The sequence below is a fragment of the uncultured Nocardioides sp. genome (assembly GCF_902805925.1).
Lineage (GTDB): Bacteria > Actinomycetota > Actinomycetes > Propionibacteriales > Nocardioidaceae > Nocardioides.
Map to the genome: position 1 here is coordinate 4,934 of NZ_CADCUP010000180.1, position 14,883 is coordinate 19,816.

Below are 14,883 nucleotides of genomic sequence, written 5' to 3' on the forward strand. Positions count from 1 at the left end.
GCTCCACGTCTGCGACGCCGGGGCGCTGTTCACCGAGTCGGGCCCGGACGCCGGTCACGGGTTCGGCGACCGCGCCCGCACGCATGCCAGCGTGGCGCTGCGGGCGGCGGCCGACGCCTGGCCGGTCCTCGAGCGGTTCCTCGAGCTGCGGGTGCCCGACCAGGTCACGCTCGACACCGACGAGCTGGTCAGCCTGCTCGACCACGGCGTGGCCGACCTCGAGCAGCGCGGGGTCAGCGTGCTGTGGCCGCGCACGCTGGGGCGCGACCTCACCGCCACCGCGGTGCTCGACCGCAGGACCGCCCCCGGCAGGCGGGAGGAGCCGTTGAACACCGGCGTGTTCGGCGCGGAGGCGCTGTTCTCCTTCGACTGGCAGATCGCGCTGCACGGCGAGCCGCTGGACGAGGACGAGATGGCCCGGCTCACCTCCGCGGCCGTCCCGATGCTCAAGCTGCGCGACAACTGGGTGATCGTCGACCCGCGCATCGCGCGCAAGGCCAAGAAGCGGCTCGTCCGCACCGTCAAGCCGGTGCAGGCCCTCGCCGCCGCGCTCACCGGCGTGGTCGAGATCGACGACCTGCCCGAGCAGGTGATCGTCGGGGCGTCGCTGCTCGAGGTCCGGGAGCGGCTCGCCGGCGCGGCGACGCGAGAGCCGGTGGCCGTGCCCCCGGCGCTGCGGGCCGAGCTGCGCGACTACCAGAGGCACGGCCTCACCTGGCTCGCCGAGCTCACCACGCTGGGACTGGGCGCCTGCCTGGCCGACGACATGGGGCTGGGCAAGACCGTCACCCTGATCGCGCTGCACCTGCACCGCGGGTCCGGGCCGACGCTCGTGGTGTGCCCGGCCTCCCTGCTCGGCAACTGGGAGGCGGAGATCCGCCGCTTCGCCCCGGGCGTCGCCGTACGCCGCCACCACGGGGCCGGCCGCGACCTCGAGGGGCTCACCGGCGGGTTCGTGCTGACCACGTACGGCACGATGCGCAACGACGCGGCCGCCCTGGACCGGGTGGGCTTCGACCTCGTGGTGGCCGACGAGGCGCAGCACGTCAAGAATCCCCGGTCCTCCACCGCGCAGGCGCTGCGCTCGGTCGGCAGCCGGGCGCGGGTCGCGCTCACCGGCACCCCGGTCGAGAACAACCTCACCGAGCTGTGGGCCATCCTCGACTGGGCCACCCCCGGCCTGCTCGGCAGCCGCAACGCGTTCCGCAAGGTGTGGGCCGCGCCGATCGAGGCCGGCGTCGACCCCGACAAGGCGCGTCAGTTCGCCGACCTGATCGGTCCCTTCCTGCTGCGCCGCCGCAAGTCCGACCCGGGCATCGCACCCGAGCTGCCCGCGAAGACCGAGACCGACCACCTGCTCGGGCTGACCCGCGAGCAGGTGGTGCTCTACGAGTCGTTCGTGCGCGACAGCATGGAGCGCATCGAGCGGGCCGACGAGGACGTCCGGCGCGGACTCGTGCTCAAGCTGCTCACCGGTCTCAAGCAGATCTGCAACCACCCCGCGCACTTCCTCAAGCAGGCCAACCCGCGCCTGGCGGGCCGCTCCGAGAAGCTCGACCTGCTCGACGAGGTCCTCGGCACCGTCCTGTCCGAGGACGGCGCCGTGCTCGTCTTCACCCAGTACGTCGCCATGGCGAGGCTGCTGGAGCGCCACCTCGAGACGGCCGGGGTGCCGCACCAGCTCCTCCACGGCGGCACGCCGGTGCGCGAGCGCGAGGCGATGGTGGCGCGGTTCCAGGCGGGCGAGGTGCCGGTCTTCCTGCTCTCCCTCAAGGCCGGCGGCACCGGCCTGAACCTCACCCGCGCCGACCACGTCGTCCACGTCGACCGTTGGTGGAACCCCGCGGTCGAGGACCAGGCCACCGACCGCGCCTACCGCATCGGGCAGACCAAGCCGGTGCAGGTGCACCGCCTGGTCACCCAGGGCACGATCGAGGAGCGGATCGCCGAGCTGCTCGCCCGCAAGCGGGCGCTGGCCGACTCCGTGCTGGCGCGCGGCGAGACGGCGCTGACCGAGCTGTCCGACGCCGAGCTGCGCGACCTCGTCGAGCTGCGCCCGGTCGAGTCCTCGCCGGACGGCGCATGAGCACGGTCATCCACCCGCGCTTCCGCGCGAGGTCCGGTGCCCGCGGGGCCACCTGGTGGAGCAAGGCGTGGGGCCGGGCGATGGAGGAGTCGGCCTACGCCGTGGAGGACCTCCGCGCCGGCCGGGCGCTGGCGCGCCGCGGGGCGGTGGGGCACATCTCGGTGTCCGAGGGCGGGTTCGTGGCGCCGGTCGACGAGGGCGACGACACCTTCACCGTCGAGGCCGCGGTCGAGCGGCTCGACGCCGCCGCCACCGCCATGTTCGTCGACGTGGTGTCCGGGGGAGCGGGCCGCATCGCCAGCCTGCTGGCCGGCGACCTGCCCCACCCCTTCGTCGAGGCGGTCGAGGAGTCCGGCGTGGAGCTCCTGCCGTACGCCGGCGAGCTGGCCTGGAGCTGCTCCTGCTCGGCCTGGATGGACCCCTGCCGCCACGCCCTCGCGGTCGGCACCCAGGTCGGCTGGCTGGTGGCCACCGACCCGTTCGTGCTGATCCAGCTGCGCGGGCTGGCCAGGGAGGAGCTGCTGGCCCGGCTGCAGGCGCTGGGCGGGGCCACCGGGCATTCGGGTGACGACCGGGGTCGGGGTGTCGACGACCTCGACACCGGGCTCGACGCGGCCCTGCGCGCCGCCCGCATCCTGGAGGTGGCCGACGACCCCGACCGGGGCATCGACCACCTGGTGTGACGGCTACCCGGCGTGGGCGACCGCCGCCTCCACGCCGAGCGCGGCCAGCGCCATCGAGGACAGCAGCTCCCGCATGGCGTCCTCGGGCAGCAGCACGCTGTGCGGGGTGGAGTTGAGCAGCCCGAACGCGACGTGCGCCATCGCGCGGGCCCGGTCGAGGCCGGTGCCGGGGTGACGGCGCTGCAGCTGCGCGGCCCACAGGTCGACGTACGCGCGCTGGAGCGTGCGGACCTGCTCGCGGGCGTCGCCGGGCAGGGACTCCCAGTCCCGGTCCTGCACGACGATCAGCGACCGCTGGCGCAGGGCGAAGTCGGTGTGCCGGTCGACCAGGGCGCGCAGCGCGTCGGCGGGGTCGTCGTGGGCGGCGACCCGCTCGCGCCCGAGCCGCAGCAGCTCCTCGGAGATCGAGACCAGCATCTCGGCCAGCACGGCGTCCTTGGACGCGAAGTGCTTGTAGATCGCGGGGCCGGAGATGCCGCACGCGGCCCCGAGGTCGGCGATGGAGACGCCGTGGAAGCCGCGCGCCGCGAACAGCCCCGCGGCGGTGTCGAGGATCTGCTCCCGGCGGCCCATCCGCTCAGGTTAGCGGTCGCTAACCTGTGAGGTGGCCCGTCGCGCCAGCGCGAGACGCGCCAGCACCGGACGCGCGTCGGGCGCTCCGGGGAGCGCCGCCACGGCGTCGAGGACCGCACCCGCGTCGGCGACACCGAGCAGCCGCTCGAGCTTGGCCCGGACCTCGTCGGGACCGAGGGGGAAGTAGTGGGCGTCGCCGAGCGGGTTGGGCGCGCCCAGCCCGACCACGCTGCCGTCGGCGAGCTCCACCCGGACCTCGGTGCACCGCAGGTGGGGCAGGTGGGCGTCGAGGGCCTCGTCGACCACCACCTCCACCCGGTCGCTGAAGGCCTCGGCCCGGGCGAACGCGGCGGAGCCGGGCTCCATGGTCGAGGGGTCGACCGTGCCGCTGACGACGGCGGTGGCCACCACGAACGGCAGGGAGAACATCGCGGCGAGCCGGTTGCGGGGGTGCCGCCCCAGCAGCGGGCGGGCCAGCGAGTGCGTGCGCACCCGGACCGCCACGACGTCGTCCGCCCGCCACGCCCCGCCGGCCAGCAGCGCCTGGACGAGGTCGATGGCCGGGTGTGTGTACGAGCAGGCGGCGTGCTGCTTGAGGTAGCCCTCCGCGGCGAGCCAGCGCTCCCCGAGGTCGCCGACCAGGGACTCGGGGTCGAGCTGCCCGACCAGGCCGCCCAGGGAGTGCGCGGTCGTGCCGGGGTTGTCGACCAGGCCGGCCAGGGCGAGCCGGGCGGCGTGCAGGCCGGCGATGTTGGCGCCCGCGATCCACAGGTTGCGCGTGAAGTCGCCGTCGAGCACCGTCCCCCACGGCGTGACGTGCACCAGCCCGGTGGACGCGTCGATCGCGGCGGCCACCTGCTCGGGGGTCGCGTCGAGCAGCAGGGCGGCGGCGCAGGCGGCCCCGGTGGCGCCCCAGTGGCCGTGCGGGTGCCAGCCCTCACCGCTCGTGGTCGCCCGGCCGAAGCGCGCCGCGACCTCGTAGCCCACGGCGACGGCGGTGAGGAAGCGGTCGCCGCTGACCGGGCGCCCGGCCTCCTGGGCGGCGGCGACCGCCGCGAAGAAGACGTGGGCGGCGGGGTGCCCGGCGGCGTACTTGTTGCCCTCGTCGAGCTCCAGGGAGCACGCCGCGACCGCCGCCAGCCGGGCACTGGTCTCGGGCGAGGTGACCACGTCGGTGCCCGGGAGCGGGGCCGCGCCCGCAGGGAGGGGCCAGGCCTCGACCAGCGCGGCGAGCTCGGGCGTGCGCATCCCGGCGACGGTGACGCCCGCGAGGTCGGAGACCAGGAGGGGAAGCCGATCGCTCACGGCGGCGGGCAGGGCGGCATGCTCGAGGCCGACGGCGAACGCCGAGAGCCGGGAGATCGCCGCGGCCGTCTGTTCCTGTCGCCGGAACACCGATCCGTCACCCACACCTGCACGCTACGGCGGCTGAGCGCCGTGGTCAACGGTCCGCCGCCGGACGCCCTTCCCTTGCACCGGCACGGGGCGCTAGGGTGAGGCCCCGACCATGTTTCTCTTAGCGGAACGGTGATCGTGTGTCCTCGGATTCCCCGTCCCTCGGGCTGCCCCTCGAGGGCCTGCGCGTGCTGGACGTCTCGACGATCCTGGCCGGCCCTCTGTGCTGCCAGCTGCTCGGCGACTACGGCGCCGACGTCGTCAAGGTCGAGCACCCGACGTACGGCGACAGCATGCGCGGCCACGGCCACAGCAAGGACGGCGTGCCGCTGTGGTGGAAGGAGATCAGCCGCAACAAGCGGACGGTGGCGATCGACCTCAAGCACCAGGACGGCGCCACCGTGCTGCGCCGGCTCGCCGCGACCGCCGACGTGCTGGTCGAGAACTTCCGGCCCGGCACGCTCGAGCGCTGGGGCCTGGGCCCCGAGGTGCTGCAGGTGGAGAACCCCGGCCTGGTGGTCGTGCGGCTCACCGGCTTCGGCCAGACCGGCCCGTACGCCGACCGCCCGGGCTTCGGCACCCTCGCGGAGGCGATGAGCGGCTTCGCCGACGCCACCGGCGAGCCCGACGGACCGCCGACCCTGCCGGCGTTCGGGCTGGCCGACAGCATCTGCGGCATCGCCGCGTCCTCGGCGGTGATGATGGCGCTGCGCCACCGCGACCGCACCGGCCTGGGCCAGGTCGTCGACATGAACATCCTCCAGCCGATCATGACCGCGGTGGGCCCGGCGCCGACCGTGTGGCAGCAGCTCGGCGTCCTCGAGCCGCGGCACGGCAACCGCTCCACGAACAACGCACCGCGCAACACCTACCGCACCTCCGACGACCGCTGGGTGGCCGTCTCCACCAGCGCGCAGCGGATCGCCGAGCGGGTGCTGACGCTGGTCGGCCATCCCGAGGTCGTCGACGAGCCGTGGTTCGCCAGCGGCCACGGCCGCGCCCAGCACGTCGACCTCCTCGACGGCTACGTGGGTGCGTGGATCGCGGAGCGCACGCGCGAGGAGGTGCTCGACGCCTTCACCGAGGCGGGCGCGGCCATCGCGCCGGTCTACAACGCCCAGGACCTCACGGAGGATCCCCACGTGCGCGAGACCGGGATGCTGCGCGAGGTCGACGACGACGACCTCGGCCCGCTGCTCCAGCACGACGTGATGTGGCGGATGAGCGAGAGCCCCGGGCGCATCCGCTGGACCGGGCGCGCGCTGGGGGCCGACACCGACGAGGTGCTGGCCGAGCTCGGCCTGGCGGCAGAGGAGATCGCCGGGCTGAGGGACGCGGGGGTCGTGCGATGAGCGACCCGCTGCTCGAGGTCGTGCAGCGCGGCCTCGAGGTCGTCGACCTCGGCCGGCAGCTGCGCGTGGGCATGCCGCAGTCGCCCAACCACCCGCAGTTCTGGCACACCCTGCCGCGCCGGCACGGCGACATGGTGCGCCCTGACGGCGGCTCGGCCGCCAACGACCTGATCACCACCGGCACCCACGTCGGCACCCACATCGACGCCCTCTCGCACGTCTCCCACGACGGCCTGATGTTCGGGGGCGTCGACGCCGTGGCGGCCGGCATCGGCGGCAGGTACGACGAGCTGGGCGTCCACACCATCGAGCCGATGGTGCGCCGCGGCGTGCTCCTCGACGTGCCCGCGCTGCTCGGCACCGAGCACTGCGAGGGGGGCTACGAGATCACGGTGGCCGACCTCGAGGGCTGCGAGCGGCGGCAGGGCCTCACCGTCGGCGCCGGCGACGTCGTGCTCCTGCGCAGCGGCTGGGGCCGGCTCTTCGCCGACGGCGCGCCCTACCTCGGTCGCGAGACCGGCGTGCCCGGCATCGGCGAGGCGGGCGCCACCTGGCTGGCCGACCGGGGGGTCCATGCCGCCGGCGCCGACACCATCGCCTTCGAGCGGCTCGCCCCCGGTGGCGGCCACACCCTGCTGCCGGCCCACCGGGTGCTCCTCGTCGAGTCCGGCATCTACATCGTCGAGGCGCTCGACCTCGAGGGCCTGGCGGCGGCGGGTCACAGCGAGTTCACCTTCGTGCTGGTGCCGCTCAACATCCACGGCGCCACCGGCTCCCCGGTCCGCCCGCTGGCGCTGGTGGCCCGGTGAGCACGCTGGCCGAGCAGCTCGGCGCCTTCGCCGCCGGCACGTCGTACGACGACCTGCCCGAGGCGGTCGTCGCGAGCGTGCGGATGCGGGTGCTCGACACCCTGGGCATCGCGGTGGCCGCAGCGCCCCTGGAGACCAGCCGGGCCGCCCGGCGCTGGGCGGCGGGCCAGGGTGGCGCGCGGGGCGCCTCGGCGGTGGGCGTGCAGCAGCGGCTCCCGGCCGGCCTCGCCGCCTTCGTCAACGGCGTCCTCGCGCACTCCCTCGACTACGACGACACGCACCTGCCCTCGGTGCTCCACCCCAGCGCGACGGTGGTGCCGGCGGCGCTGGCCGCGGCCGAGCGCGCGGGCGCCGACGGCCGCACGCTGGTGCGGGCGATCGCGGTGGGCCTGGAGACCTGTGTCCGGCTCGGGATGGCCGGCTACGACGAGGAGGCCGGCAACTCGACCTTCTTCGAGCACGGCCAGCACGCCACCTCCATCTGCGGCGCGATGGGCGGCGCCGTGGCAGCGGCGGTCGTCGAGGGCGACGAGGCGCAGGTCGTGCACGCGCTGGGCGTCGCGGCGTCGATGGCCTCCGGCATCATCGAGGCCAACCGCACCGGGGGCACGGTCAAGCGCATCCACTGCGGCTGGGCCGCCCACTCCGCCGTGTCCGCCGCCGAGCTGGTGGCGCACGGGCTCACCGGCCCGCCGACCGTGCTGGAGGGCCGCTTCGGGTTCTTCCAGGCCTGGCTGCACGGGCGGTACGACGCGCAGGCGGTCACCGACGGGCTGGGCAGCGACTGGGCGGTGCCCGGCATCTTCTTCAAGCCCTACCCCGCCAACCACTTCACCCACGCCGCCGTCGACGCGGCCGCCGCCCTGCGCGAGGCCGGCATCCGGCCCGGCGACGTGGAGCGACTGGTCCTCGGCGTACCCGCTCCCAACCTGCGCACCATCGGCGAGCCGATCGAGGTGAAGCGGGCGCCCGAGACGGGCTACATGGCGCAGTTCAGCGGGCCGTACGCCGTCGCGGTGGGCCTGCTGGGAGGCGGCGGCCTGGGTGCGGGCCTCGACGACTACACCGACGAGCTGGCCCGCGACCCGGAGCGGCGGGCGGTGATGGCGAAGGTCGACGTGGTCGCCGACGACCGCTGCACCGCGGTCTTCCCCCGCCAGTTCCCGGCCGTGCTGACCGCGCGTCTCCACGACGGTCGTGAGGTCGTCGAGGAGGTCCTCACGACGCGAGGCGGCCCGGAGCGGCCGCTCTCCTTCGACGAGCTGGCCACGAAGTTCCGCGACAACGCCGGGCGCACGCTCCCGGCGGAGCAGGTGGAGGCGCTGGCCCGCGCCTGCGACGACCTGGACCACTGCACCGACCTGGCTGCGCTGCTGCGGCCGCTGACCCTGGTGGACCCCGGCCACGTCGCCGGGTCCACCGCCGACCCACCCGAGGATGAGGTAGCCGATGTCCAGCCATGACCTGGTGATCAAGAACGCCCTCGTGGTCCGCCCCGGGGCCGAGGCCCCCGAGCGGCTCGACGTCGCCGTCGAGGGCGGCAGCTTCGCCGCCTTCGAGGAGTCCATCGACCCCGGCGACGCCGAGGTCCTCGACGCCGGCGGGCGGCACCTGTTCCCCGGCGTCGTGGACGTGCACCAGCACTGGGGGATCTACAACGAGCTGGGCGAGGACGCCGACTCCGAGAGCCGGGCCTCCGCCCAGGGCGGCGTGACCTCCGGCATCACCTACATCCGCACCGGCGCCTACTACCTCAACCGCACCGGCCCCTACCGCGAGGTGTTCCCCGACGTGCTGGCGGCCGCCGAGGGCCGTGCCTACATCGACTACGGCTTCCACGTCGCGCCGATCCTGACCGAGCACATCGACGAGATCCCCGAGCTCATCGCCGACCACGGCGTGCCGTCGTTCAAGATCTTCATGTTCTACGGCAGCCACGGGCTGCACGGCCGCTCGGCCGACCAGGCGTCGTTCCTGATGATCCCCGAGGACCAGTCCTACGACATCGCCCACTTCGAGTTCGTGATGCGCGGCATCCAGGCCGCCCGCGCCGACGAGCGGTTCGCGGCCGACCGCGACCACATCTCGCTCTCGCTGCACTGCGAGACCGCCGAGATCATGCGGGCCTACACCAGGCTCGTCGAGCAGGAGGGCACGCTGACCGGCCTCGAGGCCTACAGCGCCGCCCGCCCGCCGCACTCCGAGGGCCTGGCCATCACCATCGCCTCCTACCTCGCGCACGAGACCGAGCTGCCGACGATCAACCTGCTGCACCTGAGCTCCCGCAAGGCGATCGAGGCGGCGATGATGATGCAGTCGACGTTCCCGCACATCGACTTCCGCCGCGAGGTCACGGTCGGCCACCTCCTCGCCGACTTCCACACCGCCAACCTCGGCGGCAAGGTCAACCCACCGCTGCGCTCGCCCGAGGACGTCGAGGCCCTGTGGGAGCACCTGCTCGCCGGCCACTTCTCCTGGGTCACCAGCGACCACGCCTGCTGCAAGGACGAGACGAAGTTCGGCGAGCCGCGCGACGACGTGTTCGTGGCGAAGTCGGGCTTCGGGGGCACGGAGTACCTCCTGCCCGGCATGGTGAGCGAGGGCCGCAAGCGCGGGCTCTCCTACAACCGCATCGCCGAGCTCACCGCCCGCAACCCCGCCCAGCGGTTCGGCATGGGCACCAAGGGCGACCTCGCCGTGGGGTACGACGCCGACTTCTGCCTCGTCGACGACACCGTCGACTACGTGGTGCACGCCGAGGACTCGCTCTCGACGCAGGAGTACACACCCTTCGAGGGCTTCGGCCTGACCGCCAGGGTCACCGACACCTACCTGCGCGGCGAGCCGGTGCTGCGCGACGGGGCCGTCGTCGGGCAGCCGCGGGGCCGGTACGTCCGTCGCTCGGGCGCCTGAGGCCGGCGTACGTCAGCGGGAGCGGCGGCCGGCTGCCTGGTGGCGGGCCAGGGTCTCCCGGGCGGTGCGGACCGTGGCCGCGTCGACCATGCGCCCCTCGGCGTCGACGGTGACCCCGCCCTGCGCGGCGTCGAACCGCTCCAGCACGTCCCGGGCTCCGGCGACCTCGTCGGCGCCCGGCGTGAGGACGTCGTGGATGACGGGGAGCTGACCGGGGTGGACGGCCGTGCGCGAGCGGAAGCCCAGGTCGCGCAGGTGACGGGTCGTCGTGCGGAAGGCGTCGAGGTCGCGGAAGGCCGTCGAGGTCGGGGCCACCGGCGCCGCGCACCCGGCAGCGGCGCAGGCCATCACCACCTGCACCCGGATGGCGTCCACCGCCGCGGCGGTCGCCTCGCTGCGAGCCATCCGCAGCTCGCCGAGCAGGTCGGCCTCACCGATGCCGACGGTGGTCAGCCGCGGGTGGGCGGCCAGCGCGGCGAGGTCGGCGAGCGCCCCCGCGCTCTCGAGGAGCCCCACGACCGGCACCGGCTCGCTGCCCGGACGACGCTCGGCCTCCAGGGCGCCGAGCTGCTCGGCGGTGTCGTGGAGGGAGGCCAGCGTGCACTTGGCCAGGAAGACGCCGTCCAGCGCCTCGGTCACGGCCGCGTCGAGGTCGGCCTCGAGGTGGTCGGGGTCGATGCGCACCCACTGCTCCGGCCGCGTCCGATCGGCGGCGCCCAGCCCTCCGAGCCAGGCGGTCACGGCCTCGCGCGCCGCGTCCTTGCCGGCCGGCGGCACGGCGTCCTCGAGGTCGAGCACCAGCGCGTCCGCCGGCCCGTCGTACGCCTTGGCGAAGAGCTCCGGGCGGCTGCCGGGGACGTAGAGGAAGGAGCGGGGCAGCGTCGCGGACATCAGGCGGCCGCCAGTGCCGCGGTGATGGCCCTCGCCGCCGTGACGACGAGGCGCACGTGGTCCTGGTGGCCCTCCTCGCCGTACCGCGAGACGGGGCCGGAGGAGCTGATCGAGCCCATCACGTTGCCGCCGGCGTCGAAGAAGGGCGCGGCGATGGAGGCGGCGCCGGTGCCGCGCTCGTTGAGCGAGCTGGCGTAGCCGTGCTCGCGGATCGCCTCCAGCGCGGCGACGTACGCCTCGACGTCGAGGTCGGTCCGGAGCGCCCGCAGCTGGCCGACCGCCTCGTCGACGAAGACGGTGGGGAGGTGGGCCAGGATGGCCCGGCTCGAGGCGCCGGAGTGCAGGGGGAAGCGGGGGCCGAGCTCGACGACCATCTTGACCTCCTGGGGGCTCTCGAACTGGTCGAGGTAGATGCGCTGGTGGCCCACGAGCACGGAGAGCGTCGTGGTCTCGAGGGTGTCGTCGCGGAGCCGGCGCAGGATCGGCGAGGCCAGTGAGCGGATGTCGAGCTGGCTCCACGCCTTGGCGGCCAGCGTGGTCGCCGTCGGCCCCAGGACGTACGTCGACCCGCGGGCGGCCTGGAGCAGCGAGCGGGAGGTCAGCGACTGGAGGATCCGGTGGACGACGGCCTTGCTGAGCCCCAGCGAGCGCGCGATCTGGGTGACGCCGAGCGGGTGGCTGGCCTGGGCGAAGAGCAGCAGCACGTCGGCCACCCGGTCGGCTGACTCGGTCCCGCCATTGCTGTCCTGTCGGACGGCCGTCGTTCCCTTGACCATGTCGAGCCTCCCCCATTGCGTTCCGCTTGGCGGAACTCTAGCAGTGGTGACTGCCAGCAGCCAGACCCTAGCCACCAGCGTGCCAGCGTGCCATACTCCGATGGATGACCCGATTCCCACGTGATCTTGCTCTCGCTGAGCGAAACAGCAGGTCGCGCGATCGTTCCTCTACGAGGAACGAGTCCTGATGCCCTCGCGGCACGGAAGGCAGGCCCGTCAGATGAAGCTCACCGGAGTGGCAGCACTCGTCCTCGCCTCCACCGCCCTGGCCGCCTGCGGGGCGGACGACTCGGGCGGCGGCAGCCGCGGCGGAGGCGGTGACGGCGGCGACATCGTCATCGGCTCCGTGCACCCCATGACCGGTGCGCTGGCGGGTGTCGGCGGCCTGATGAACGGCGGGGCCGAGCTCGCCGTCGCCGACATCAACGCCGACGGCGGCATCGAGGCCCTCGACGGGGCGCAGCTCGCGCTGGCCGAGGGCGACAGCCAGGGCAAGGCCGAGATCGGCCAGAGCGAGGCGCAGCGGCTCATCAGCGAGGGTGCCGTCGCCCTCGTGGGCACCTACCAGAGCGACGTCACGCAGAACGTCGCCGCCGTCGCCGAGCGCGCCGGGGTGCCGCTGGTGATCGACGTGGCGGTCGACGACGCGATCCTCGAGCAGGGATACCAGAACACCTTCCGCATCCAGCCCGACGCCACCAGCATGGGCGAGGCCGGCGCCGACGCCCTGGTCGCGATGGGCGAGGCCAGCGACGCCCCCGTCGACACCGTCTCCTACATCCACATCGAGGGCTCCTTCGGCCAGAGCGTGTTCGACGCGTTCCAGCAGCAGGCCGAGAGCCAGGGCGTCGAGGTCGCCGCCGAGGTCACCTACGACGGCACCAGCTTCACCGACGCCACCACGCAGGTCCGTGAGGCCGCGGCCGCCGACCCCGACGCGATCGTGGTGACCGGCTACTACCCCGACGCCCTGCTGATCGCCAACGCGATCGACGCGCTGGCCCCCGACGTCGACGCCGTGTACGGCGTGGCCAACGGCGGCTTCGACGACGGCTCCTTCCCCGCCGACGCCGGTGCGGGCGGCGAGGGGCTGCTGAGCGCGAACTACCACTACGCCGCGACGAGCGACCGCGCCGCCGACATCCGCACCCGCTTCGAGGAGGAGTACGGCAAGCCCATGGAGACGGCCGCGATGCTGTCCTACCAGGCCGTCGAGGTCATCGCCGAGGCGCTCGAGGCCGCCGGCAGCGACGACCCGACCGCCGTGCGCGACGCCATCGCCGAGCTGGAGCTCGACGACCCGCTGCTGGCCTTCGACGGCCCCATCATCTTCGACGAGACCGGCCAGAACGAGAACGCCACGGTGATCGTGATGCAGATCCGGGGCGGCAAGGTCGAGCAGGTCTTCCCCGAGGAGTTCAAGACCGCGGACCTCGTCTACCCGACCGAGTGAGCGGGGCGCAGCGCCGATGAGCTCCACCATGCAGACCGGGGCGCCCGGTGACGCGGACGCCGCCGAGCAGCGCTCCGGCGGCTCCCGGCTGGCCGCGGTCCGGGTCCCGCTGGCGGTGCTCGGCGCCGTCGTCGTCGCGATCGCGCTCGTCTACGCCGTCGGCGGCCGCGACGCCGGCCTGGTGACCCAGTCGATCGTCACCGGGCTGCTGCTCGGCGGCGTCTACGCCCTGGTCTCCATCGGGCTCACGCTCATCTTCGGGGTGCTGGGCATCGTGAACTTCGCGCAGGGCTCGATGCTGAGCCTGTCGATGTTCCTCGTCTACTCGCTGGTGACCTCGGTCGGCCTGCCGGTCTACGTCGCGACGCTGGTGGCGATCCCGCTGATGTTCCTCTTCGGCGTCCTGGTGCAGTCGCTGCTGCTCAACCGGCTCACCGCGACGGGCAACCACGACGGTCCGCTGCTGGTCACCCTCGGCCTCTCGCTGCTGATCGTCAACGTCCTGCTCATGGTGTACGGCGGCCGCCCGCTGCGGGTGCCGGGCTCGGTGAGCGGCTCGGTGACCGTCCTGGGGGCGATCGCGTCGTACGAGCGGCTGATCGCCTTCGCCGGCGCGCTGCTCGTCGCGGTGCTGGTCACCCTGCTGCTGCGCCGGACGTCGTTCGGGCTCTCGATCCGGGCGGTGTCCTCCAACACCCAGGGCGCGGCCCTGGTCGGGGTCAACGTGCGCCGGGTCTACGCCCTCACCTTCGGCATCGGCGCGGCCTGCGTGGCCGTGGCCGGGGGTCTGCTCGCCCCGATCCTCAGCCTCACCCCCTCGGTGGGCGAGCAGTTCACGATCCTGGCGTTCGTGATCGTGGTGCTGGGCGGCCTGGGCAGCGTCACGGGCGCCACCGTCGGGGGCCTGGTCATCGGCCTGGTGCAGACGGTGGGGGCGCTCTACCTGCCGGGCACCGGGTCGCTGGTGCTGGTCTTCGCGGTCTTCGTGCTCGTCCTCTTCTTCCGTCCCCAGGGCATGTTCGGAGCGGCGCGATGACCGACCGGCCGGCGACCACGACCACCAGCAGGGAGCGACCGGCGCGGCCGGACGTCTCCGCCGACGACCCCCGCCTGCGCGACCGCACGGCCCTGCGCAGCTACCTGGTGCTCGCCGGGCTCGCGGTCGTGCTGGCGATCGTGCCGCTGCTGCTCGACGACCAGGGCGAGACCATCGCGGTCCGCACGCTGGTCTTCGCGATCATGGCCGTGGGCTGGAACCTGATGAGCGGGTACGGCGGCATGTTCAGCTTCGGCCACGCCGCGTTCTTCGGCATCGGCGCCTACATGGACGCCTACCTCCTGGTGGAGCACGGCATCTCGCCGTGGGTCGCGATGGTCGCCGGCGCGGTGCTGTCCGCGGCGGTCGGCATGCTGATCGCCTTCCTGTGCCTGCGCTACAAGCTGGCCGGCGCCTACTTCGCGCTCGCGACCTTCGCCTTCGCCCAGATGTTCCTGCTGGTGGTGCAGAACCTCGACGTCCTGCGTCGTACCGAGGGGTTCAACGTGCCGATCCTCCCCGAGGACTCGCTGTGGATGCTGCAGTACGCCCAGGGCAGCGACATGTACATCTGGATCCCGGCGGCGATCCTCGTGCTCGCCCTGGCGGGCGTCATCGCCTTCGTGCACTCGCGGACCGGGCAGTACGTCCAGGCCGCGCGCGACGACGAGGTGGCCGCCTCCTCGCTGGGCATCAACGTGCTGCGGGTGCGGCTGGTGGCCGTGGGCCTCAGCTGCGCGCTCACCTCGGTGGCCGGCTCGTTCTACGTGCAGTACTTCTTCTTCGTCGGCCCCGAGCAGGCCTTCGGCTCCGCGGTCTCGATCCAGGCGATCGTCCCTGCGGTCATCGGCGGCATCGGCACGGTGTGGGGGCCGGTCCTCGGCGCCCTGGTCGTCGGTCCGCTCTCCGAGCTGAT

At 73.7% G+C, this 14,883-nt stretch carries 13 protein-coding genes; 9 read left to right on the plus strand and 4 right to left on the minus strand.

Features of this window, described 5'->3' with window-relative positions; all coding sequences use genetic code 11:
- Together QZX64_RS13105 and QZX64_RS13110 are read left to right on the plus strand one after the other, a co-directional pair.
- The coding region (locus QZX64_RS13105) for a DEAD/DEAH box helicase (RefSeq protein ID WP_295660635.1) at positions 1-2,086 on the plus strand (2,086 nt) is incomplete at its 5' end.
- Positions 2,083-2,769, plus strand: a complete 687-nt coding sequence (locus QZX64_RS13110; RefSeq protein ID WP_295660637.1) for an SWIM zinc finger family protein — start codon at positions 2,083-2,085, stop codon at positions 2,767-2,769. The genes QZX64_RS13105 and QZX64_RS13110, both read left to right, overlap by 4 nt.
- A gap of 3 nt (positions 2,770-2,772) precedes the next feature.
- On the opposite strand, the gene QZX64_RS13115 is transcribed toward QZX64_RS13110, so the two are convergent.
- Both QZX64_RS13115 and QZX64_RS13120 read right to left on the minus strand, forming a co-directional pair.
- Positions 2,773-3,342: a TetR/AcrR family transcriptional regulator gene (locus QZX64_RS13115; RefSeq protein ID WP_295660639.1), complete on the minus strand. Its 570-nt coding sequence runs from the start codon at positions 3,340-3,342 to the stop codon at positions 2,773-2,775.
- Positions 3,343-3,351: 9 nt separating this feature from the next.
- Positions 3,352-4,752, minus strand: coding sequence for an MmgE/PrpD family protein (locus tag QZX64_RS13120; protein WP_295660640.1), 1,401 nt, complete (start codon positions 4,750-4,752; stop codon positions 3,352-3,354).
- Between the two features lie 125 nt (positions 4,753-4,877).
- Between QZX64_RS13120 and QZX64_RS13125 the strand changes: the two genes are divergently transcribed.
- From QZX64_RS13125 to QZX64_RS13140, 4 genes are read left to right on the plus strand one after another with little or no spacing between them, the layout of a single operon-like run.
- Positions 4,878-6,089, plus strand: coding sequence for a CaiB/BaiF CoA-transferase family protein (locus QZX64_RS13125; RefSeq protein WP_295660642.1), 1,212 nt, complete (start codon positions 4,878-4,880; stop codon positions 6,087-6,089).
- Positions 6,086-6,898, plus strand: a complete 813-nt coding sequence (locus tag QZX64_RS13130; protein ID WP_295660644.1) for a cyclase family protein — start codon at positions 6,086-6,088, stop codon at positions 6,896-6,898. The genes QZX64_RS13125 and QZX64_RS13130 overlap by 4 nt, the downstream gene beginning before the upstream one ends.
- The gene (locus QZX64_RS13135) at positions 6,895-8,361 is read left to right on the plus strand and encodes an MmgE/PrpD family protein (protein ID WP_295660646.1); all 1,467 of its coding nucleotides are present in this window, start codon (positions 6,895-6,897) and stop codon (positions 8,359-8,361) included. The genes QZX64_RS13130 and QZX64_RS13135 overlap by 4 nt, the downstream gene beginning before the upstream one ends.
- Positions 8,348-9,811, plus strand: coding sequence for a dihydroorotase family protein (locus tag QZX64_RS13140; RefSeq protein ID WP_295660648.1), 1,464 nt, complete (start codon positions 8,348-8,350; stop codon positions 9,809-9,811). The genes QZX64_RS13135 and QZX64_RS13140 overlap by 14 nt, the downstream gene beginning before the upstream one ends.
- 12 nt (positions 9,812-9,823) lie before the next feature.
- Here QZX64_RS13140 and QZX64_RS13145 read toward each other — a convergent pair whose 3' ends face one another.
- Positions 9,824-10,702 (minus strand): CoA ester lyase, encoded by an 879-nt coding sequence (locus QZX64_RS13145; RefSeq protein WP_295660650.1) that lies wholly within the window; start codon positions 10,700-10,702, stop codon positions 9,824-9,826.
- Complete coding sequence (locus tag QZX64_RS13150) at positions 10,702-11,415, minus strand: IclR family transcriptional regulator (protein ID WP_295660652.1); 714 nt, start codon at positions 11,413-11,415, stop codon at positions 10,702-10,704. The genes QZX64_RS13145 and QZX64_RS13150 overlap by 1 nt, the downstream gene beginning before the upstream one ends.
- Positions 11,416-11,698: 283 nt before the next feature.
- Here QZX64_RS13150 and QZX64_RS13155 point away from each other — a divergent pair, with 283 nt between their 5' ends.
- The 3 genes from QZX64_RS13155 to QZX64_RS13165 form a co-directional block, all read left to right on the plus strand.
- Positions 11,699-12,931: an ABC transporter substrate-binding protein gene (locus tag QZX64_RS13155; RefSeq protein ID WP_295660654.1), complete on the plus strand. Its 1,233-nt coding sequence runs from the start codon at positions 11,699-11,701 to the stop codon at positions 12,929-12,931.
- 16 nt (positions 12,932-12,947) lie between these two features.
- A complete protein-coding gene (locus tag QZX64_RS13160; RefSeq protein WP_295660656.1) occupies positions 12,948-13,967 on the plus strand; it encodes a branched-chain amino acid ABC transporter permease in 1,020 nt (339 codons plus the stop codon).
- Positions 13,964-14,883: branched-chain amino acid ABC transporter permease (locus QZX64_RS13165; RefSeq protein WP_295660658.1), on the plus strand; the 920-nt coding region annotated here is incomplete at its 3' end. The genes QZX64_RS13160 and QZX64_RS13165, both read left to right, overlap by 4 nt.